Source organism: Streptomyces tirandamycinicus (genome assembly GCF_003097515.1).
GTDB classification, from domain to species: Bacteria; Actinomycetota; Actinomycetes; order Streptomycetales; family Streptomycetaceae; genus Streptomyces; species Streptomyces tirandamycinicus.
The window spans coordinates 3481075-3501801 of record NZ_CP029188.1 but is presented as its reverse complement, the minus strand read 5'-3'; the positions used below and the strand labels follow the sequence as shown (position 1 = coordinate 3501801).

The following is a 20727-nucleotide window of genomic DNA, read 5'->3' as shown; positions in this document are numbered from 1 at the left end:
GAGCCGTTGCCCTCATATTGAGCCGTTATCCGCAGTGTGAGCCGTTATCCGCAGAGTGATCCCGTTCCGTCCGGGATGCCGGAAGTTGCCCGCCATGTGACGCTGAGTCCGAAACCTCGGCACGCTTGACGGCGTCGGCCAACGGCAACGGCAACGGCAACGGCAACGGCAACGGCACCATCATCGACCTCGACGAGCCCGGCTCCATCGGCGACGCCGGCGACCTCGGGGAGCTCGGTGACCTCGGCGACAGCGGCACCATCGGCGACCCGGCTCGGGAGGGGATCACCCCGTGACTCCGAAGCTCCGCACGCACTGCGCGACGACCCTCGCGGCGCTGGTGCTCGCCCTGCCCGTGGCGACGTACGCCTACACGGAGGGCCCCCCGGCCCACGCCGGGGAGTCGCGCGGGGACGGCGGGAAGTCGCGCGGGGAGTCGCGCGAAGACCGCGGGGCACGGGGGCAGGGCGGGCGCGCCACCAGCGGAGAAGGCGGCCGGCACGAGGGACCGCGGCGGGAGGAGAGCGGCGGGCCCGGCGGAGCACGTCAGCACGACGGAGCACCTCCGTACGGCGGCGGGGGTGGGGCAAGCAGCCGGTCCGGCGGCCCCGGGCGCGGCGAGGACGCGCGGTACGGCGGCCAGGCCGGCCGGTCCGGTCACGACACGTTCGGCGGGGCACGCGCGCACTCCCGGGGGCTGGGTGAAGCCGGGGCCGACGTCGGCGCGGACCGGCGGACGCCCGGCCACGGCAGTCCTGTGCACGGCCCACCGGCGACCCAGCCGCTCACCGGCAGAGCCGCTGCGGAACCGGACCCCGGCGAGGACGGCGACCGTCGTCCGGCGAACCCGCGGGCCGCCGGCAAGCCCCACACGCCACTGCAGCAGCAGGCCGCCGAACGGCCCACCCCGTCACCCACCGCCTCGCTGGCCGGGCGTCAGGCCGGACAGGGCCGGCTGCGCCCCGGCCGGACGGCCGCCCCCTCGGTCGGGCCACCGGCATCACCCGATCGGCCCGACGACGGCCGCGACGGCCGCGAGGGGGTCCACGACGGAGTTCACGACGGGGAGCTCGATCACGGCCGCGACCGCGACCCCGACGGGAGCGCGGCACCGCGCGACGAGGAGGCGGACGAGTCCCAGTCCCTGCACGACGACCCGGCGCCATCGGAGTCCACGCCCGCCGACGACCCCTCACCCGCCGCCGCAGGCCGGTCACACCCGCATCCCGTGTCCCAGCCGCTCGAACGGCAGGTCTCGGCGCTCACGCTGGGGGCCGGCTGCGCCCTCATGGGGCTCGGGCTCGGCTACATGGGGCTGCGGTTGCGACGGGGCTGAGCCCCGGCCCGGCGCCCGGGGGCCGAGCCCGCGACAGGCCGGAGACCCGCGGAACCGCGCGTCCCCCTTACGGCCTACACCGGACGTCTCCCTCCGGTGTCCGTCTCAAGGCGGTTGGCCCTCACCCCCATACCCGGTATACATACTCGGTATGTCGATCCGGCACGGGCTCCTCGCCCTCCTCGAACACGGTCCACGCTACGGTTCCCGGCTCCGCACGGAGTTCGAGTCCCGTACGGGGGCGACTTGGCCGCTCAACGTGGGCCAGGTCTACACGACCCTGAACCGGCTGGAGCGCGACGGCATGGTCGTCCAGCACGGCGAGGACCAGGCCGGCCACACCCTCTACGCCATCACCGACACCGGGCGGGAGGAGCTCAGGGCCTGGTTCGAGCGGCCCGTCGACCGGTCCAGCCCGGCACGTGACGAGCTGGCCATCAAGCTCGCCATGGCCGTCGGCGCACCGGCCGTGGACATCCGCGAGGTCATCCAGTCCCAGCGCCGCCACACCGTGAAGGCGATGCAGGACTACACCCGGCTCAAGGCACAGGCTCTGGAGTCCGCGCCCGCCGACCGGGACGAGATCGCCTGGTTGCTGGTGCTGGAGCAGCTCATCTTCCAGACGGAGGCGGAAGCCCGCTGGCTCGATCACTGCGAGGCCCGGCTCATCCGGCTCTCCGCGACGACGGCGGAACGGCGCCCGGAACCCGCACCCCCGCCGGTGTCGGCACCCGTCCACGGCCACCGGCGAAGGCCTGGCTGACCAACGACCCGGCTCGTCGGAGGCGGGTGACAGGACCGGTACCGGCGCCGATGCCGATGCCGATGCCGATGCCCAGGACCGATGCCCAGGACCGGCGCTCAGACCACAACTCAAGACCAGCGCTCAAGGCCGGAACTCACGGCCGGTACGCAAGACCATCACGCAAGGCCGGTGTCCAGGCCCTGTCCAGGCCGCTGCTCAGGCCGCGACTCAAGGCCGCTGCTCAAAGCCGGTGCGGAACCAGCGGCGACGTCGGCACGGGGGCGCGGCCCCGCCGCAGGACAGCCGTCGCTCGGGCACTTCTCCCGGCACTCTCCAGGACCCCGTCACCGGACGGGGCCCCGACGGCACCTCCGCCGCAGACCCGCGCGAGCTGCTCATGGCCGTCATCCGCCCGGCGCCTCCCGGGCCTTCGCCTTCCACATCCGCTCACGTACCACTCACGCGTACGCCCAAGGGGGACCCCTCATGTCCGACCAATCCCACCAGCGCCACCAGCCCCACCAGTCCCACCATCCACAGCAGCCCCAGCAGTCGCAGCAGTCGCAGCGGCCCCAGCGACCCGTTCTGCAGCTGCGGAAGCTGACCCGGGTGCACGGCAGCGGCGCGGCCGAAGTGCACGCACTGCGCGGTGTCGACCTGGAGGTGTTCCCCGGTGAACTCGTCGCCGTCATGGGCCCGTCCGGCTCCGGGAAGTCCACGCTGCTGACGATCGCGGGCGGACTCGACTCACCGACGTCGGGCCAGGTGATCGTCGAGGACACCGACATCACCACCGCTGACCGGAAGACGCTCGCCGCACTGCGCCGGCGCAGCATCGGCTATGTCTTCCAGGACTACAACCTCATACCGGCCCTGACCGCCGCGGAGAACATCGCGCTGCCGCGCGAACTCGACGGCCACTCCGCCCGCAGGGCCCGGGCCGAGGCCGTCGCCGCCCTCGACGAGATGGGCCTCGGTCACCTCGCCGACCGGTTCCCCGACGAGATGTCCGGCGGCCAGCAGCAGCGCGTGGCCATCGCCCGGGCGCTCGTCGGCGACCGGCGTCTGGTTCTCGCCGACGAGCCGACCGGCGCACTGGACTCGGAGACCGGCGAGTCCGTCCTCGCGCTGCTGCGCACCCGCTGCGACGCGGGAGCGGCCGGCATCCTCGTCACCCATGAGCCGCGCTTCGCCGCCTGGGCGGACCGGGTCGTCTTCCTGCGCGACGGCTCGGTCGTCGACCAGACCGTCCGCAGCGATGCGGACTCCCTGTTGAGCGGGCAGGTGGCCGAGCGGTGAGGACCTGGTACCACTCCTGGCGGGCCGCGATCCGCATCGCCCGCCGCGACGCCCTCCGCTCCAAGGGCCGCAGCTTCCTCGTCCTGGCGATGATCGCCCTGCCGATCCTCGGGGTGAGCGCCGCCGATCTGACCCTGCGCAGCGCCGAGCTCACCACCGAGCAGACCATGGAGCGCCAACTGGGGCGTGCCGACGCCCGATTGAGCGATGCCCGGAACGGTGGTGCACCGATCCACCAGAGCCCGGACGGCCTCGACTTCGCCCCGGTGGGGAAGTCCGAGGACGAACCGTGGCCCGAGGGCCGTACGGATCTCCGCACGACACTCCCCGCCCCCGCGAAGTTCCTTGAGGACTCGACCGGTTCCGGCAGAATGCGCACATCGCACGGGCTGCTGAACGCCGGGATCCGGGAGCTCGACGCGGCCGACCCGATGGCCGCCGGCATCATGACACCGGTCAGCGGCCGCTTTCCGAGGACCCCGGACGAGGTCGCGGCGACGACCCACTTCCTGGAGGCCGGCGGGCTGAGCGTGGGCTCGAAGCTGGTGGCGCGCGGGCTGGACCGCGAGTACACGATCACGGGTTCCTACGAGCTGCCGGACTCGCTGAAGAGCGACCAGGTCAACGCACTGCCCGGGGCACTGCTGGACCCGCTCGACAAGGCGCTCACCGCCGGTGGCCTGCCGGGCACCGAGAAGTCCACAACCTACCTGGTGACCATGCCGGGCGGTTTCACGTGGAACATGGTCAAGGAGATCAACACCAAGGGCGTCACGGTGCTTTCGCGTGCCGTGCAGCTCTCGCCCCCGGCCGATGCCGACGTACCGCTGTACCAGCAGCAGGGCTGGGGACGGGACTACGAGCGGAGCGACTCCGCGCAGGCCGCCGTCCTCGCCGCGGCCGGCACGATCGTCGGTCTGGCCATGCTGGAGATCTGCCTGCTGGCCGGGCCGGCCTTCGCGGTGGGCGCCCGGCGCTCACGCCGCCAGCTCGGGCTGGTCGGGGCTAACGGTGGCGACCGCCGCCACATCCGTGCCGTCGTGCTGGCCGGTGGGCTGGTGATCGGCTTCGCCTCCGCGGTCGTGGGCACGGTCCTCGGCCTGGTGCTGACCTTGGCGCTGCGCCCCCTGCTGGAGGACTACATCGGTGCACGCTTCGGCAGCTTCGACATCCGGCCCCTGGAACTGCTCGGCATCGGGGTGCTGGCCGTGGTCACCGGACTGCTGGCCGCTGTCGTGCCCGCGGTGACCGCTTCCCGGCAGACCGTACTGGCATCGCTCACCGGCCGCCGCGGGATCCGCCGCAGCAGCCGGGTGCTGCCGGTGCTCGGGCTGGGCGCCGTGGCACTCGGCGTCGCGATCGCCCTCTACGGCTCGCTCCTGAGCAAGCAGTTCGTCGTCGTCGCGGGCGGCAGCGCCCTCGCGGAACTCGGCGTGGTCGCCATGACGCCCGCGCTGGTCGGACTCTTCGGCCGGGCCGGCCGCCGGCTGCCGCTGTCACCGCGGCTCGCGCTGCGGGACGCGGTCCGCAACCGGGGCCGCACGGCCCCCGCGGTGGCCGCCGTGCTCGCCGCGGTCGCCGGAACGGTCGCCGTGGCCACGTACTCCACCAGCCGGGACGCGGAGGCCGAGGCCACCTACGAGGCGCAACTGCCCCACGGGGCGGTTTCGATGGTCGTCGGTGAAGGCGGCGGACGGGAAGTGCTCACGGCCCGCGCAGCGGTGCAGAGGCATCTGCCGGTGGACGTGCGCGCCGATGTGGACCGGATCGCCGTCGGCCGGGCCGGCTGCCCCCTGCACTCGTACGGCACCGAGGGGTGCGGCAGCTACGAGGTGGTCGTGCCCCAGGCGAACCAGTGCCCGCTGTGGAGTCTGCCCGGCGGCCAGGACCCTGCCGAGAAGTTCTCCACGGCTCAGCTCCGCGCACTCGCCGCGGACTGGAGGTGCAAGGAGCGCGGCGGGACCGTCTTCACGGAGGGCGGGGTGGTCGTCGCCGACGAGAAGCTGCTGAAGGTCCTCGCCGTCGACGACGACGGGGCCGCCAAGGCCCTGGCGGACGGCAAGGCCGTCTCCTTCGACCGGCGCAACCTCGACCGGAGCGGCACGGTCGCCATCCGCCTGATCACCGACACGGATGCCGCGGACCGGGCGCGGGAGGAGGGCACCACGGTTCCCGGCACGGTCACGTCCTTCCCCGCCTACCAGGCCCCCGCCGATGCCGACTCCTACGGCGTGGCCATGATCCTGCCGCCGGCGGCCGCCGAGGCGTCCGGCCTCACCACCGTCCCGCTCGGTGCCTACTACTCCACGGACCGGCTGCCCGACAGCGAGCAGCGGCAGCGGCTCGAGGGCGAGCTCGACGAGACGGGCGCGCGTATCGCCCTGCACATCGAGGAGGGTTACACCAGCGACAACAGCATCGTCCTGCTGGCCCTGGCCGTCTTCGCCGGACTGATCACCATCGGAGCGGCCGGAATCGCCACCGGGCTCGCCCAGGCCGACGCGGAGGCCGACCTCAAGACGCTGGCGGCCGTGGGGGCTCCGCCCCGGGTCCGTCGGACCCTGAGCGGGTTCCAGTGCGGAGTCATCGCGGCGATGGGCGTGGTCCTCGGCTCGGCCGCGGGCGTTCTGCCCGCGATCGGTCTGCGCCTCACCGAGCACCGCCGGCAGCTCGAATGGTACGAGCAGACCCTGGACTCCGGCTGGGGCGCGCAGGTGACCCCGCCGGTGGCCACGATCGCCGTTCCCTGGGGAACGCTGGCCGCCCTGCTGGTGGCGGTGCCGCTCGGCGCGGCCGTGCTGGCGGCGCTGGTCACCCGGTCCCGGGGAGCACTGGCCCGCCGCGAGGCGGCCTGACCTCCTTCGGGACCGGTAGGGCGAAATCGTGCCCCCGCATCAGGGTGGATCAACTCGGTGCGGGGGCACACCGTGGGGTGAACCGTATGTGCGAGAGAATGGACGGCATGGAGATGCCGAGGAGTGAACGGTCGCAGGAGAGCCCCCCGGTCCTGATCGTGGGACAGAACGGGATGGCGCTTGGCGGCGGTGATGGTGACGGCGACGCTCGCGAGGTGCCGGTGACGGAGATGGTCGAACAGCCTGCGAAGGTCATGCGGATCGGCAGCATGATCAAGCAGCTGCTGGAGGAAGTGCGGGCGGCACCTCTGGACGAGGCGAGCCGGGTCCGGCTGAAGGAGATCCACTCGAGCTCGGTGAAGGAGCTCGAAGAGGGGCTGGCACCGGAGCTCGTCGAGGAGCTGGAGCGGCTGTCCCTCCCGTTCACCGACGAGGTGGTGCCGTCGGAGGCCGAGCTGCGTATCGCCCAGGCCCAGCTGGTCGGCTGGCTCGAGGGACTGTTCCACGGGATCCAGACGGCGCTGTTCGCCCAGCAGATGGCGGCCCGCGCCCAGCTGGAGCAGATGCGCCGTGCCCTTCCGCCGGGTGCCCCCACCGACGACGAGTCCCTCCACGGCGGCCCGGCCCGCTCGGGCCCCTACCTCTGAGTTCCGCCGGTACGAGTTCCGCCGGCCCCTGAGTCCTCCGCCGGCCCTCCTCCGGCCTTGGGGGCTGCCCACGGTCACGGCACCCCCGCACCCGTCGTGGCTGCCGTTCGTCGGCTCGAACCCGTCCGGTTCGCCCCGCCGATCGCGGATCGGTGGGGCCGCGGACGAGCCGGACGGCGCGAGCACGACGACGGACGGGCGGAGGCCGGGGCGGGGGACGAGCGCGACGGCGGACAAGCGGGGCGGCCGGGCCCAGTGCCGCGAAGTCGCCGGCCCCGGTGCGGGCCTCCCTGGAGCTCGACCCCGTCCCCTGCCCGGCTGCCCCGCCGTGCCGAGCCGGCCCGGCCCCGGCCGCCCCGGGCCCCGGTGCCGGAGGCCCGGGCCAGGACGTTCGACGCGCGAGGATCGGCGCGGCGAGGCTCGGCGCCGGGGAGGCCCGGGGTTCGAAGCCGCCCCGGGCGCCCGGCGGCCCCGCTCAGCCGTGCCCGGCGGGCGCCACCAGCAGCACCTTGCCCACATGGGCGCCGGACTCCAGGGTCCGGTGCCCCTCGGCCGCCTCCGGCATCGGCAGCACACGGTCCACCACGGGCTTCACCGTTCCCGCCTCGACCAGCGGCCAGACATGCTCCCGTACCGCCGCGACGATCGCCGCCTTCTCCTGCGCCGGCCGCCCACGCAGCGATGTCGCGGTCACCGCGCCCCGCTTGCCGAGCAGCATCCCGAGGTTCAGCTCGCCCTTCACACCGCCCTGCAGCCCGATCACGGCCAGACGTCCGTTGACGGCGAGCGCACGCACGTTCCGGTCCAGGTACTTCGCGCCGATGATGTCGAGAATGACATCGGCCCCCGCGCCGTCCGTCGCCTTCCGCAGCTCCTCGACGAAGTCCTGCTCGCGGTAGTCGATCAGGATGTCGGCACCCAGCTCGGCGCAGCGCGCCAGCTTCTCCGGCCCGCCGGCGGTCACGGCCACGCGTGCACCCACCGCCTTCGCCAGCTGGATGGCCATCGTGCCGATCCCGCTGGCGCCACCGTGCACCAGCAGCGTCTCGGCGGGCCGCAGATGGGCGACCATGAACACATTGGACCAGACGGTGCACGTGACCTCGGGCAGGGCCGCCGCGGTGACCGGGTCGAGGCCCCTGGGCACCGGCAGCAGCTGGCCGGCCGGCACGGCCACCCTCTCCGCGTATCCGCCGCCCGACAGCAGCGCGCACACCTCGTCGCCCTCGCTCCATCCGGAGACTCCGGGGCCGACGGACACGATCCGGCCCGAGCACTCCAGGCCCGGGTACGGGGACGCCCCGGGCGGCGGGTCGTAGAAGCCCTGGCGCTGGAGGATGTCAGCGCGGTTGACCGCGCTCGCGGCAACCTCGACGAGAACCTCTCCCTGGCCGGGTTCGGGATCCGGTGCCTCCGCCCAGACCAGCGCCTCGGGACCACCGGGTTCGGGAATCGTGATCGCATGCATGGCCGCGAGGCTACTCCGGCTTGGCGCTACCGCTGCCCCGGACCGCTCCGGGGGGTGCGTTCACCGCCCGCACGATGGTGATGAGCCGGTCCGTCAGCTGGAGCGGGCTGGCCTCGGGATCGTCGTAGCCGAGCAGCCGGTGCCCGCGCAGCACGCTCACCACGAGGTCTTCCGTCTCCCTGACGCTCTTGCCGACCTCGCTCTTTATCACCGGACGCTCGACGATATCGAGTCCGGTGCCCTGCTGGATCAGGTCCTCCAGCACCGTGCCCGCGTACGGACTGAGCACGGAGAGTCCGAGGAGCCTTCCGGCCGCACTGGCGCTGGTGATCACCGCGTCGGCTCCCGACTGGCGCAGCAGGGGGGCGTTCTCCTCCTCCCGGACCGCTGCCACGATCTTCGCGCCCCGGTTGAGCTGCCGAGCGGTGAGCGCGACCAGGACCGCGGTGTCATCGCGCTGCGTGGCGATGATGATCTGCCGTGCCCGCTGCACCTCGGCGCGGAGCAGCACATCACTGCGCGTCGCGTCACCGATGACACCGGCGAATCCGTCCGCGTTCGCCGCCTCGACCACCTTGGAGCTCGGGTCGACGATGACGACCTGCGACTTCTGCAGGCCCGTGGCACACAGGGTCAGTAGCGCGGAACGCCCCTTGGTGCCGAAGCCGATGACGACGGTGTGGTCACGCAAGGTGGACCTCCAACGGTTCAGCCGCCACTCCTCCCGGGTCCTCTCCGTGAGGACTTCGAGAGTGGTACCGACCAGAATGATCAGGAAGAGCACGCGCAGCGGCGTCACCAGCAGCACATTGACCAGGCGGGCGGTGTCGCTGTGGGGGACGATGTCGCCATAGCCCGTGGTGGAGAGCGTCACCGTGGAGTAGTAGACGGCGTCGAGGAAGTCGACCTTCTGATCCGCGTTGTCGTAGTAGCCGCCGCGGTCCAGCCAGACGATGAGGACCGTCAGCACAAGGACGCTCAGGGCCAGCAGCAGCCGCTTGGTGACCTGCCGCAGGGGTCTTTCGACGGTCTGCTTGGGCAGGTGCACCCGCGAGACGGCGATCTGCTCGTCCGCTTGCCGGGCCATGGCGTCATGGCCGGGAAGTTTCACGTGAAACACCCTTCGGAGCTGGGCGGCCAGGGGAGGTCCAGGATCTCCAGCTCGTCGCCGGGACGCCCTCCCCCGGGAGGCACGACGGCGAGACCGTGGGCGGCGGCGATGCCCCGCAGCATGGCCGGGCCGCGGTAGTGCAGCGGCACGACCCGGTCGCCGCGGTGCACCACCGGCACCAGCCGGGTGTCCTGAGGATGACCATGGACCTCGTCCCTCAGGGACGCGCGATACGGTGCCGGGGTTGCCTGCCCGGACCGCTGCCTCAGCAGGGGCTCCGCGAGGGTGAGCAGTCCGGAGACGGCGGCGAGCGGGTTGCCGGGAAGTCCCACCAGATACCGGCCCGGAGCCAGTCCGGCCAGGAGCATCGGATGCCCGGGCCGTACGGAGACCCCGTCGACCAGCAGCTCGGCACCGACCTTGCGGAGCATGGGGTGGACATGGTCGACCGGTCCCGCGGCCGTACCGCCCGTGGTGATCACGAGGTCGGCATCGGATTCCGTGACGGCCCTCCGCAGGGCGTCGGCGTCGTCGCCGATCCTGCGCGTAGCGGTCACTTCGGCCCCGAGGGCCCGCAGCCAGGGGCCGATCATCGGCCCGAGCGCATCACGGATCAGCCCGTCCTGCGGCAGCCCTTCGGTCAGCAGTTCATCGCCGAGGACGAGCACCTCCACCTTCGGACGGACCACCGTGAGCAGTTCGTCGCACCCGGCGGCGGCGGCGAGACCGAGCACGGCGGGGGTCACCAGCGTCCCGGCGGGCAGCAGTTGATCGCCGGAGCGGCATTCCTGGCCGCGCGGCCTGATGTCCTGACCGTGCATCACCTGGCTCTGCGCGTGCAGCCGGCCGTTGCGGTCGGCGCGGGCACGCTCGCTGCGGATCACCGCGGTCGCACCGGGCGGAACGCGGGCGCCGGTCGCGATCCGTACGGCAGTGCCGTCCGCCAGGACCTCCACCGCTCCCCGCCCGGCGAGGATGCCGCTCTCATCGGACGCCACCGTCCACGGTCCGGGGCCTGCGACCGCCCAGCCGTCCATGGCGGAGGTGTCGAACGACGGCAGATCGACGAGCGCGACGAGCGGAGTGGCGAGCACCCGGCCGAGGGAGGCGGCGAGGGGATCACGGCGGGTGCGCAGTACACCGGCCCGTCCGGCGTTCGACGCCAGGGCGCGGGCCTCCTCCCACGGCGTGCCGCGATGCCGTCCGGGGGAGTGCTCGTCCTGATCCGGTGCGGGCGCCCCGTGGTTCCGGGAGGACGCCGGGCGCATCCCCACCAGTGCCAGGGCCTCCTCGACACCGTCGTCGCCCTCCGCCGCCGGGGTGGCGGCGCGGTCGGCGGGCCGGCCGCGGGGGACGGGACCCGTCGCGGGCTCCCCGGTGGCACCCTGCCCGGGGGCGGAAGCGCCGAGATCATGGTCCTGTGCGGTCATCGGCTGCCGGCCTCGTCACTCCGGGCCGAGCCGTTCCGGCCGTCCTCGCGTTCGTCCGCCCCGTCCCGGCCGGCGTCGGCGTTGCTGGCGTTGCCGGCGTCGGCGTTGCCGGCGTCGGCGTTGCCGGCGTCGGCCGCCTCGGCGGCCCACCGCTCCGCGAGCGCCGACGCCCTGCGGGCGGCCTCGGCGACCGCCCGGGCACCGTCCCCACCCGCCCTGGCCGCCGCATAGCCGACCAGGAAGGTGGTCAGCGGCGCGGCGGGCCGGGCGACACCGTGGGCGGCGTCCCGTGCGAGGTCGAGCAGCAGGTCCGTGTCCACCTCGAGGTCGATGCCGAGCTCGTCCTTCACCGAGGTAATCCATTCATCCAGCACATTCCCATGCTCCCTGATCCTGGCCCGGGCCGTGACGATGTCCTCCCAGGTGTCGCAGTCGTACGCGGTGAGCGGTTCGGCGGCGACGCGGCAGAGGTCGAGCTCGCCCGTCAGCAGACGCAGCGGCAGCCCGGAGAGCCCGCCGTGCTCGGCGGCGATCAGTGCCAGTTCGCGATGGAGCGGCTCCGTGCGGTACGCCGCGACGAGCGGCTGGTCCCGTCCGTCGGCGTCGACGAGAAGCGCGCCCTCCCGTCCGCCGGAGTGCAGGGCGTCGAGCAGCCGGTTTACGGCCACGTCGTCGAGGAAGGGAAGATCCGCGGAGAGCACGACGACGACGGGTGCGCCGCACCGGCGGAGCCCCGCGCGGAGCGCGGCGAGCGGCCCGCCGCCCGGCGGGGTCTCCCGCGTCCAGGTCACCGGCCGCACGGTGGGACGCCGCGCACCGACCACGATCGTGCGGTGGGCGCCCCGGCTTGCCGTCAGGACCCGGTCGAGCAGCGTCCGGCCCCCGACGGTCACCCCCGGCTTGTCGGCCCCGCCGAGCCGCCGGGCGCCACCTCCGGCAAGGACGATGGCGTCGTAATCCGCTTCCGCATCGGCAGTCACCCCAGAAGTATGGGGCGTGACCGCCGACACGGAACCAGTCGGCCCCCCGCTGACGCACCGGCCCCGATGCACCGTCTCGATGCACGGGCCCCCGGCACCTACCGCGGAATCACCGGGGAGTCACCGCGGGGTCACAGGGTGCGCAACAGCACTGCGGGCCGCTCCACGCAGTCCGCGACATACCGGAGGAAGCCGCCGGCCATGCCGCCGTCGCACACCCGGTGGTCGAACGTGAGCGAAAGCTGCACGACCTGGCGGACGGCGAGCTGGCCCTCGTGCACCCAGGGCTTCGGCACGATACGGCCGACGCCGAGCATGGCCGCCTCCGGGTGGTTGATGATCGGCGTGGAGCCGTCGACCCCGAACACCCCGTAGTTGTTGAGTGTGAACGTGCCCCCGGTGAGGTCCGCCGGGGTGAGCGTGCCCTGGCGGGCCCTGTCGGTGAGCCGCGCGAACTCCTCGGTGAGCGACTCCGCCGTGCGGTTCCCCGCGTCACGGACGACGGGGACGACCAGGCCCCGGTCGGTCTGGGCCGCGAAGCCGAGGCGGACCTCGGAAATCCGCACGATCTCCCGCGCGTCCGGGTCCACCGTGGAGTTGAGCTCGGGGTAGCGGGCGAGTGCCGCCGTACAGATGCGCGCCAGCAGTGCGAGCAGCGAGATCTTCGGGCCGCCCGCCGCGTTCATGGCCGTGCGGGCCGCCATGAGCTCGGTGGCGTCCGCGTCGACCCAGCAGGTCGCGTCCGGGATCTCACGGCGGCTGCGGGACAGCTTGTCCGCGACGGCGCCGCGCACCCCGCGGAGCGGGATCCGCTCACCGGCGGCCGGGCCGCGCGCGGCGGCGGGCGCGGTCTCGGTGGCGGTGACGGGCTCGGTGGCGGTGACGGGCTCGGTGGCGGTGACGGGGGCCGGCACGGGTGGCTGCGCCGCGACGTGCTGCTCGGCCGCGCCGACCCGGGCCCGTACGGCGTGCTCCACGTCCACGCGAAGGATCAGCCCGTCCGGCCCGGATCCCCGCAGCGCCCGCAGATCGACCCCGTTGTCCCGGGCCAGACGCCGCACCAGCGGGGAGATGACCGCGACAGGACCCTCATGGGCGGACGGGGCGGGCCTGAGGGCGGCGTCCCCCATCGCGGGGATGCCGCGCGGCACGTCGGGTGCCGGGCTCTCCACGGCACTGTCCCACACCGGTTCACGCCCCGCGGAGGAAGTCCCGGGCGTCCCCCCGGGCACCGGTCCGGCGGCCCCTGGGCCACTCGGACCGACGGCCCTTGGACCGCTCGGACCGGCGGCCCCGCCGGCCCTCGACGCCGAGCGGTCCGCGACCGTCGGCGAGGCCGGGCGGACCCTCCGGCGGCGTGCCGCCCGAGCGCCTGTCCCATAGCCCACCAGGACATTGCCGGAGGCCTCGTCCGCCTGGCTCGCCCCGGAGCCGGCGTCCCCGGCCGAACCGGCGTCCCCGGCGTTCCCGGCGGACCGGGCGTCCTCGGGGGAGGCGGGCTCCGTGGCTCCCACCGCGACGGTGAGCAGGGGAGCCCCGACGGGGAGCTCCGCCCCTTCGTCACCGAAGCGCGCGGTGACCACGCCCGCGTACGGGCAGGGCACCTCGACCATCGCCTTGGCCGTCTCGACCTCGACGACCGGCTGGTCGACCGCCACGACGTCGCCCACGTCCACCATCCAGCGGACGATCTCCGCCTCGGTCAGGCCCTCACCGAGGTCCGGCAGCTTGAATTCGAGCACCTGGGCCATCAGCTCTCCGCCTCCCACTGCAGCCGTGCCACGGCGTCCAGCACCCGGTCCACACCCGGCAGGTGGTGACGCTCCAGCATCGGCGGCGGATAGGGAATGTCGAAACCGGCCACCCTCAGTACGGGGGCCTCGAGGTGGTGGAAGCAACGCTCGGTCACCCTCGCCGCGATCTCGCCGCCCGGCCCGCCGAAGCCCGTCGACTCGTGGACGACGACGGCCCGGCCCGTGCGGCGCACGGAGGCGCACACGGTCTCGTCGTCGAAGGGCACCAGCGAACGCAGATCCACGACCTCCAGGTCCCAGCCCTCGGCCTCGGCCGCATCGGCCGCTTCCATGCAGACGGGCACCGAGGGCCCGTAGGTGATGAGCGTGGCGCTGCGCCCCGTGCGGCGCACCACCGCACGGCCGATCGGTGCCACGGCCGCCGGGGCGTCCGGGGACCAGTCGGCCTTGGACCAGTAAAGCCGCTTCGGCTCCAGGAAGACCACCGGATCGTCGGAGGCGATGGCCTCCCGCAGCAGCCCGTACGCGTCCTCGACCGTCGCCGGGGTGACGACGTGGAGCCCCGGAGTGGCCATGTAGTACGCCTCGGAGGAGTCGCTGTGATGCTCGACGCCCCCGATTCCCCCGCCGTAGGGCACCCGCACCGTGATCGGCAGCGGCATCGCCCCGCGCGTCCTGTTGCGCATCCGGGACACATGGCTGATCAGCTGCTCGAAAGCCGGGTAGGCGAATGCGTCGAACTGCATCTCCACGACCGGGCGCAGCCCGTACATCGCCATGCCGACGGCGGTCCCGAGGATGCCCGCCTCGGCCAGCGGGGTGTCCGTGCACCGGTCCTCGCCGAACTCCTTGGCGAGGCCGTCCGTGACCCGGAAGACCCCGCCGAGGGTGCCGACGTCCTCACCCATGACATGGACGGCCGGGTCCTCGGCCATGGCGTCGCGCATCGCCCGCTGAAGGGCCTGCGCCATGGTGGCGGGCTTGGCCTGCCGTGCGGTTGCCGTGCTCATCGTGCGTCACCCTCCGCGCCGTGGGCGCCCTCACCGCTCTCTGCATCCAGTTCGGCCCGCAGCTGCGCGGCCTGCTCCCGAAGCTGACCGGTCTGCTCGGCGTAGACGTGCTCGAACAGGTCCATCGGGTTCAGCACGGGATCCGCGTTCATCCGCTCCCTCAGCCGCGCGGCCATCGCCTCGGCGGCCTCGGCGGCCGCCCGTACTGCGTCCTCGTCGAGCAGCCCCCGGCCGGTCAGCTCCGTCTCCAGCAGCCGGATCGGGTCGTGCTCACGCCAGGCCTCGACCTCGCTGTCGCCCCGGTACCGGGTGGCGTCGTCGGCGTTGGTGTGCGCGTCGATGCGGTAGGTGATCGCCTCGACGAGAGTCGGGCCGCCGCCCCGGCGGGCCCGTGCGACCGCTTCGCCGAGCACCTCGTGCACCGCTGCCGCGTCGTTGCCGTCGACGAGCCGGCCGGGCATTCCGTACCCCACCGCCTTGTGCGCGAGGGAGGGTGCGGCGGTCTGCTTGGAGAGCGGCACGGAGATCGCGAACCCGTTGTTCTGCACGAGGAAGACCACAGGTGCCCGCCAGACGGCGGCGAAGTTGAGCGCCTCGTGGAAGTCGCCCTCGCTGGTGCCGCCGTCGCCGACCATGGCGAGCGCCACGACGTCGTCGCCCTTGAGATGGGCGGCGTGGGCCAGACCCACGGCGTGCGGGAGCTGGGTGGCGAGCGGGGTGGACAGCGGCGCGATGCGGTGCTCGTGCGGGTCGTAGCCGGTGTGCCAGTCACCGCGGAGCAGCGTCAGCGCCTGCACGGGGTCGAGGCCGCGGGCGACGGCGGCGAGGGTGTCCCGGTAGCTGGGGAACAGCCAGTCGCGCTGCTCCAGGGCGAGGGCGGCGGCGACCTCGCAGGCCTCCTGGCCGGTGCTCGACGGATAGACGGCGAGCCTGCCCTGCTTGGTGAGGGCCGTCGCCTGCGCGTTGTACCTGCGGCCGCGGACCAGCTCCGCGTACAGCCGCAGAAGCAGCTCGGGGTCGGCACCGGCCGCGGCGTCGGTGCCGAGCACCCGGTACGGCTCCGGGTCGGGAAGCAGCGGCGCGGGGTCGGTGCGCGGCTTCCAGGCGGGCGGCGGGGTGGGCCGGTAGGCCGCACCCGGCCGCTCCTGGACCGTCATGCTGCTCTTCTTCAACGCGAGCACCTCCTCGTGGGAGCGGGCATAAGGACCCGTGAAGGGCGCGGAGTGTGAGGCGCCTCACCTACCGATTGTTCGGTCGTGGGCGCATTTTGGCTACAGGCACCTCCAGCCTGTGGACAAACGGTTCTCCACAGCCTGGGATAGGAGCAGGTCGTCCACGGCGGAAAGGTGGGGGGACGTGACAGCTGAACAAATGGCCGACGGCGGGGACCGCACGGCCTGGGAGGCGGTGCCCGGCGCGGGCCAGGGCCCGCCGCCGCGCAGCCTGGACGCGATCGACCGCGACATCCTCCGCATCCTGCAGACCGACGGGCGCGCCTCGATACGCTCCGTCGCCGAACGCGTCCATGTGTCCCGGGCGAACGCGTACGCCCGCATCAACCGGCTGATCGACGACGGGGTGATCCGGGGCTTCAGCGCACGGGTGAACCACGAGCGGGCCGGTCACGGCGCCTCCGCCTACATCACCCTCAAGATCGTCCAGAACTCGTGGCGCACGGTGCGCGAACAGCTCCAGGCGCTGCCGGGAGCGGCACACATCGCGCTGGTCAGCGGCGATTTCGACGTACTGCTCCTGGTCCACACACCGGACAACCGCACCCTCCGGGAGCTCGTTCTGACCAGGCTCCAGGCGATCCCCGAGGTGCTGTCCACGCGCACGCTGCTGGTCTTCGAGGAGACGGACCTGGATCCCGACCCGGCCCGCTGAACCCCACGCGACCCGGCCCGGCGGGCATGCCCGGAGACACGGCCGGACCCGTCCCGGCCGGCGACCCGCCCGGGCCCGCCGGGAGCGCGGGCGCACCCGGCCCCCGATCGGAGGCACGGGGCGCGGCTCGGAGCGCCTGCACGACATGGTTCCGCCCCGGCGTACGCCCCTGGCCGGGCGCCGCTCCCACGGCTCGGGACGCCGCGTGGCTCAGAACGCCGTGGCTCAGAACGCCGTGGCTCAGAACGCCGTGGCTCAGGACGCCGTGCGCAGCCCGTCGAAGGCCAGCCGGACCACCGCGTCGGCGACCTGCTGCCGGTCGTAGCCGGAGCCGGCCTGCGGCCGGTACCACTCCACCAGGGAGTTCACCATGCCGAACAGCAGCCGTGTCGCCAGCCTGGTGTCCAGGTCGGCGCGCAGATCGCCGTCCGCCGCGGCCGCCTTGAGCAGGTGGGCGACCCTGTGGTCGAACTCGCGGCGCCGCTCCATGGCCCACCGCTCGGTCCTGGTGTTGCCCCGGACCCGCAGCAGCAGCGTGACGTAGGGCAGTTCCGCCATCAGCACCTCGACGGTGCGCCGGGTCACGTACTCGACCCGTTCGAGCGCCCGCCCGCGAGTCGCGCCCGGCTCCTCGAGAATCCCGAAGAGGCCGTCCAGGGCGCGGCTGACGGCCCGCCTCAGCAGCTCCTCCTTGCCGGACACATGGTGGTATATCGACGACTTGGAGATGCCCGCGGCCTTGGAGAGGTGCTCCATCGACGTGCCGTCGTAGCCGCGTTCGTTGAAGACCCCGACGGCGACGGACAGCAGCGTCTCCGGGGTGTAGGTGTCGCGTTTCGCGGTCGTCATGAGGCCTGCTCGCCCTTCGTCGGGACGTACGACTGACGGTAGAGGCCCAGCGACGGCGCATACCGGCCGGTCGGCACACGTGCGTGGAGCTCGTCGAGGAGCTCGTGCGCCCAGGCGCGTCCCAGCCGGCGGCCCCACTCCACCGGGCCGACCGGGTAGTTGACCCCCAGCCGCATGGCGGTGTCGATGTCCTCCGGAGATGCGACACCCTTGGCGACGGCGTCGGCCGCCGCGTCCACGAGCATCGCGACCGTCCGCGCGACGATCATGCCGGGCACGTCGCCGATGACGCTGACCTTCTTGCCGAGGGCCTGGAACAGGCCGATCGACTGCCGCAGCGTCTCCCAGCCGGTGACCTCGGACGCGGACAGCGCGATCCGCTCCGCCGCCCGGTAGTCGAGGGCCAGATCGAAGTAGACGACGTCGCGGAACTCGGCGGACATCTGCCCGTCCGCGAGCGCGAGCTGCCCGCCGCTCGGCAGCAGGACGCGGGTCCCGCGGTCCTCGTCCTCCTCGCGCACCGTGACGCCGGCCTCCCGCCACAGCGCGATCAGCGCCCCGGCCGGCCCCAGGTCGCCCTCCACGACGATGTGCGGCGGCGGCTCGGTCGCCGGCGCGGTGTGCGGTTCGGGGCGCTCCGCGCCGGCCTCGTACGGGTACCACCCGTGGCCCGACTTGCGTCCCAGGCGGCCCGACTCCACGAGCCGGCGCTGTGCCAGCGAGGGCGCGAACTTCGGGCTCCGGAAGAACGACTCCCACACGGAGCGGGTGACCGCCTCGTTGACGTCCTGGCCGATCAGGTCGGTGAGCTCGAACGGGCCCATCCGGAATCCGCCGCACTCGCGCAACACCGCGTCGATGGTGGCCGGGTCCGCGCCGCGCTCCTCGTGGACCGCGAAGGCCTCGGCGTAGAAGGGGCGGGCGATGCGGTTGACGATGAAGCCGGGGGTGTCGGCGCAGCGGACCGGTGTCTTGCCCCACGCCCTCGCCGTCCCGCAGGCGCGGGCGGCCGTCGCCTCGTCGGTGGCGAAGCCGCTGACGACCTCGACCAGCGGGAGGAGCGGCGCCGGGTTGAAGAAGTGCAGTCCGACGAAGCGGCCGGGCCGGCGCAGCGCGCCGGCGATGGCGGTGACGGACAGCGAGGAGGTGTTGGTGGCGAGGAGGCAGTCGTCGGCGACGACCTCCTCCAGGGCGCGGAAGAGGTCCTGCTTGACGGCGAGGTCCTCGACGACGGCCTCCACCACGAGGGCGCTGTCCGCGAGCTCGGCGATCTCCGCCGTGCGCGTCAGCCGGCGGGCCGCGGCGCCGCGGTCCGCCTCCTCCAGCCGCCCCTTCTCGACCAGGCGGTCCAGGCGGTGGAGAATCGCCGCCACGCCGGTCTCGGCCCGGCCGGGAGCGGCATCGTGGAGACGCACGCGATGGCCGGCGAGCAGCGCGACCTGCGCGATGCCCTGCCCCATGGTGCCGGCGCCGACGACGGCGACGGTGCGACTGGGCGCCACGGCGTCGGTGCCGCTCGGGCCGCCTGCGGCGTCGGTGACGGTCATGGCAGTGATCCTCCCCTACGAGTCATCCACAGGATCCGCGGACCCCCCTTGTCCCGACCGATCGTTCGGTTACTCTAACTCTGTCCGCGTTCCCCTGCCCAGCTCACCGAGGAGTTGGTCTTTCATGCAGCTGACCGAGACCCACCGGCCGACGCTCGACCGGGCGCTCGAGGCGATCCGCTCGCGGGAGTACTGGTCGCCCCACCCCGAGCACCCGAAGGCGTACGGCGAGACCGGCGCGGCCGACGGTCTGGCGGCCTACCAGGCCCTGCTCGGCCACCGCTTCGAGCTCGACCAGCCCGGCACCGACGGGTGGACCGGCGGAGAGGTGTCGCCCTACGGTCCGGAGCTGGGGATCGAGTATCCGCACCCGGACCTCGACGTCCTGCTCCCCGCGATGCGCGCGGGCATGGCGGACTGGCGCGACGCGGGTGCCGAGACGCGCGCCCTGGTCTGCCTGGAGATCCTGTCGCGGATCAGTGCCCGCACCCACGAGTTCGCCCACGCGGTCATGCACACCAGCGGCCAGGCGTTCATGATGGCGCTCCAGGCCGGCGGCCCGCACGCCCAGGACCGCGGTCTGGAGGCGGTGGCGTACGCCTACCAGGAGCAGACGCGCACGCCGCAGAGCGCCGACTGGTCCAAGCCCCAGGGCAAGCGGGAGCCGCTGGAGCTGCGGAAGGTCTTCACGGCCGCCCCGCGCGGTATCGCGCTGCTCATCGGCTGCAACACCTTCCCCACGTGGAACGGCTATCCGGGCCTGTTCGCCTCCCTGGCCACCGGCAACCCCGTGCTGGTCAAGCCCCACCCGCGCGCGGTCCTTCCGCTCGCGATGACGGTGCGGATCGCCCGTGAGGTGCTTGGCGAGGCGGGCTTCGACCCGAACCTGGTGGCCCTCGCCGCCGAGCACCCGGGCGAGGGCATCGCCAAGACGCTCGCCCTCCGCCCGGAAATCAAGATCATCGACTACACCGGCTCGACCGGGTTCGGCGACTGGCTGGAGCAGCACGCCCGCCAGGCCCAGGTCTACACGGAGAAGGCCGGCGTCAACACGGTGGTCATCGACTCCACCGACGACTACCGGGGGATGCTGTCGAACCTGGCGTTCTCGCTGTCCCTGTACAGCGGCCAGATGTGCACCACCCCGCAGAACCTGCTCATCCCGCGCGACGGCATCACCACGGACGCCGGCCCCAAGACGTACGACGAGGTGGTGGCCGACCTCGCGGCCTCCGTCAGCGGTCTGCTCGGCGACGACGGCCGGGCGAACGCCCTGCTGGGCGCCCTGGTGAACCCGGACGTGAAGGCCCGGCTCGAGGCGGCCTCGGGCCTGGGCGAGGTGGCGCTGCCCTCCCGCGAGGTCGCCCATCCCGAGTTCCCCGACGCCGTCGTCCGCACGCCGGTGATCGTGAAGCTGGACGGCGCCAAGCCGGACGACGAGGCGTCCTTCATGTCCGAGTGCTTCGGGCCGGTGTCCTTCGCCGTGGCGGTCGACTCGACGGGGGACGCGCTCGACCTGCTGCGCCGCACCGTGCGCGACAAGGGCGCCATGACGGTCGGCGCGTACACGACCTCGGCGGAGACCGAGCGCGCGGTCGAGGAGGTCTGCCTGGAGGAGTCGGCGCAGCTCTCCCTGAACCTCACGGGCGGGGTCTATGTGAACCAGACGGCGGCGTTCTCGGACTTCCACGGCTCCGGCGGCAACCCCGCGGCGAACGCGGCCCTGTGCGACGGCGCCTTCGTCGCGAACCGCTTCCGCGTGGTGGAGGTCCGCCGCCAGGCCTGACCCCGGTGCCTGCCACCCGGCCG

Annotated in this window: 17 protein-coding genes; 8 read left to right on the top strand and 9 right to left on the bottom strand. The window is 73.2% G+C overall.

The annotated features are described in order from the left end of the window. The first annotated feature begins 125 nt into the window (after nt 1-125). The 6 genes from DDW44_RS32085 (at nt 126) to DDW44_RS15460 (ending at nt 6882) form a co-directional block, all read left to right on the top strand. Complete coding sequence (locus DDW44_RS32085) at nt 126-296, top strand: hypothetical protein (RefSeq protein ID WP_167455497.1); 171 nt, start codon at nt 126-128, stop codon at nt 294-296. Further along, a complete protein-coding gene (locus DDW44_RS15480) occupies nt 293-1336 on the top strand; it encodes a hypothetical protein (RefSeq protein WP_108906804.1) in 1044 nt (347 codons plus the stop codon). The genes DDW44_RS32085 and DDW44_RS15480 overlap by 4 nt, the downstream gene beginning before the upstream one ends. Before the next feature lie 151 nt (nt 1337-1487). After that, on the top strand, nt 1488-2099 hold the full coding sequence (locus DDW44_RS15475) for a PadR family transcriptional regulator (RefSeq protein WP_108906803.1): 612 nt from the start codon (nt 1488-1490) through the stop codon (nt 2097-2099). Nucleotides 2100-2690: 591 nt separating this feature from the next. Then, nucleotides 2691-3380 carry an ABC transporter ATP-binding protein gene (locus DDW44_RS15470; RefSeq protein ID WP_051437223.1) on the top strand — a complete coding sequence of 230 codons (690 nt, stop codon included), beginning with the start codon at nt 2691-2693 and terminating at the stop codon, nt 3378-3380. Beyond that, nucleotides 3377-6235: an ABC transporter permease gene (locus DDW44_RS15465; RefSeq protein WP_108906802.1), complete on the top strand. Its 2859-nt coding sequence runs from the start codon at nt 3377-3379 to the stop codon at nt 6233-6235. Before DDW44_RS15470 ends, DDW44_RS15465 begins: the two co-directional genes overlap by 4 nt. Nucleotides 6236-6342: 107 nt before the next feature. After that, nucleotides 6343-6882, top strand: a complete 540-nt coding sequence (locus DDW44_RS15460; protein WP_026165334.1) for a bacterial proteasome activator family protein — start codon at nt 6343-6345, stop codon at nt 6880-6882. Nucleotides 6883-7357: 475 nt separating this feature from the next. Here the strand turns inward: DDW44_RS15460 and DDW44_RS15455 are convergent, their stop codons facing one another. The 7 genes from DDW44_RS15455 to pdhA all read right to left on the bottom strand — a co-directional run bounded on the left by DDW44_RS15455 (nt 7358) and on the right by pdhA (nt 15792). After that, entirely contained in the window at nt 7358-8350 is a 993-nt protein-coding gene (locus DDW44_RS15455) for an NAD(P)H-quinone oxidoreductase (RefSeq protein WP_027734555.1), read from the bottom strand. Nucleotides 8351-8360: 10 nt separating this feature from the next. Further along, nucleotides 8361-9437, bottom strand: a complete 1077-nt coding sequence (locus tag DDW44_RS15450; RefSeq protein ID WP_017948171.1) for a potassium channel family protein — start codon at nt 9435-9437, stop codon at nt 8361-8363. Nucleotides 9438-9457: 20 nt separating this feature from the next. Beyond that, on the bottom strand, nt 9458-10891 hold the full coding sequence (locus DDW44_RS15445) for a molybdopterin molybdotransferase MoeA (RefSeq protein WP_108906801.1): 1434 nt from the start codon (nt 10889-10891) through the stop codon (nt 9458-9460). Beyond that, nucleotides 10888-11871, bottom strand: coding sequence for an NTP transferase domain-containing protein (locus tag DDW44_RS15440; protein ID WP_108906800.1), 984 nt, complete (start codon nt 11869-11871; stop codon nt 10888-10890). Before DDW44_RS15440 ends, DDW44_RS15445 begins: the two co-directional genes overlap by 4 nt. Before the next feature lie 131 nt (nt 11872-12002). After that, the gene (locus tag DDW44_RS15435) at nt 12003-13622 is read right to left on the bottom strand and encodes a dihydrolipoamide acetyltransferase family protein (RefSeq protein WP_108906799.1); all 1620 of its coding nucleotides are present in this window, start codon (nt 13620-13622) and stop codon (nt 12003-12005) included. Continuing rightward, a complete protein-coding gene (locus DDW44_RS15430) occupies nt 13622-14635 on the bottom strand; it encodes an alpha-ketoacid dehydrogenase subunit beta (RefSeq protein WP_027734560.1) in 1014 nt (337 codons plus the stop codon). The genes DDW44_RS15435 and DDW44_RS15430 overlap by 1 nt, the downstream gene beginning before the upstream one ends. Beyond that, nucleotides 14632-15792, bottom strand: coding sequence for a pyruvate dehydrogenase (acetyl-transferring) E1 component subunit alpha (gene pdhA, locus DDW44_RS15425; RefSeq protein WP_108908846.1), 1161 nt, complete (start codon nt 15790-15792; stop codon nt 14632-14634). Before pdhA ends, DDW44_RS15430 begins: the two co-directional genes overlap by 4 nt. A 214-nt stretch (nt 15793-16006) precedes the next feature. Between pdhA and DDW44_RS15420 the strand changes: the two genes are divergently transcribed. Beyond that, nucleotides 16007-16522, top strand: a complete 516-nt coding sequence (locus DDW44_RS15420) for an Lrp/AsnC family transcriptional regulator (protein ID WP_108906798.1) — start codon at nt 16007-16009, stop codon at nt 16520-16522. A 255-nt stretch (nt 16523-16777) separates the two neighbouring features. On the opposite strand, the gene DDW44_RS15415 is transcribed toward DDW44_RS15420, so the two are convergent. Together DDW44_RS15415 and DDW44_RS15410 are read right to left on the bottom strand one after the other, a co-directional pair. Further along, complete coding sequence (locus tag DDW44_RS15415) at nt 16778-17371, bottom strand: TetR/AcrR family transcriptional regulator (RefSeq protein ID WP_108906797.1); 594 nt, start codon at nt 17369-17371, stop codon at nt 16778-16780. After that, nucleotides 17368-18918, bottom strand: a complete 1551-nt coding sequence (locus DDW44_RS15410) for a 3-hydroxyacyl-CoA dehydrogenase (protein ID WP_108906796.1) — start codon at nt 18916-18918, stop codon at nt 17368-17370. The genes DDW44_RS15415 and DDW44_RS15410 overlap by 4 nt, the downstream gene beginning before the upstream one ends. A gap of 124 nt (nt 18919-19042) precedes the next feature. Between DDW44_RS15410 and paaN the strand changes: the two genes are divergently transcribed. Further along, nucleotides 19043-20704 (top strand): phenylacetic acid degradation protein PaaN, encoded by a 1662-nt coding sequence (paaN, locus tag DDW44_RS15405; protein ID WP_108906795.1) that lies wholly within the window; start codon nt 19043-19045, stop codon nt 20702-20704. Nucleotides 20705-20727: the final 23 nt, after the last annotated feature.

Coding starts and splice junctions, on each gene's coding strand:
- DDW44_RS15460 (WP_026165334.1), top strand. CDS start 6,343: ATGGAGATGCCGAGGAGTGAACGGTCGCAGGAGAGCCCCCCGGTCCTG.
- pdhA (WP_108908846.1), bottom strand. CDS start 15,792: ATGACGGTCCAGGAGCGGCCGGGTGCGGCCTACCGGCCCACCCCGCCG.
- DDW44_RS15445 (WP_108906801.1), bottom strand. CDS start 10,891: ATGACCGCACAGGACCATGATCTCGGCGCTTCCGCCCCCGGGCAGGGT.
- DDW44_RS15475 (WP_108906803.1), top strand. CDS start 1,488: ATGTCGATCCGGCACGGGCTCCTCGCCCTCCTCGAACACGGTCCACGC.
- DDW44_RS15455 (WP_027734555.1), bottom strand. CDS start 8,350: ATGCATGCGATCACGATTCCCGAACCCGGTGGTCCCGAGGCGCTGGTC.
- DDW44_RS15415 (WP_108906797.1), bottom strand. CDS start 17,371: ATGACGACCGCGAAACGCGACACCTACACCCCGGAGACGCTGCTGTCC.
- DDW44_RS15430 (WP_027734560.1), bottom strand. CDS start 14,635: ATGAGCACGGCAACCGCACGGCAGGCCAAGCCCGCCACCATGGCGCAG.
- DDW44_RS15435 (WP_108906799.1), bottom strand. CDS start 13,622: ATGGCCCAGGTGCTCGAATTCAAGCTGCCGGACCTCGGTGAGGGCCTG.
- paaN (WP_108906795.1), top strand. CDS start 19,043: ATGCAGCTGACCGAGACCCACCGGCCGACGCTCGACCGGGCGCTCGAG.
- DDW44_RS15410 (WP_108906796.1), bottom strand. CDS start 18,918: ATGACCGTCACCGACGCCGCAGGCGGCCCGAGCGGCACCGACGCCGTG.
- DDW44_RS15420 (WP_108906798.1), top strand. CDS start 16,007: ATGGCCGACGGCGGGGACCGCACGGCCTGGGAGGCGGTGCCCGGCGCG.
- DDW44_RS15450 (WP_017948171.1), bottom strand. CDS start 9,437: ATGGCCCGGCAAGCGGACGAGCAGATCGCCGTCTCGCGGGTGCACCTG.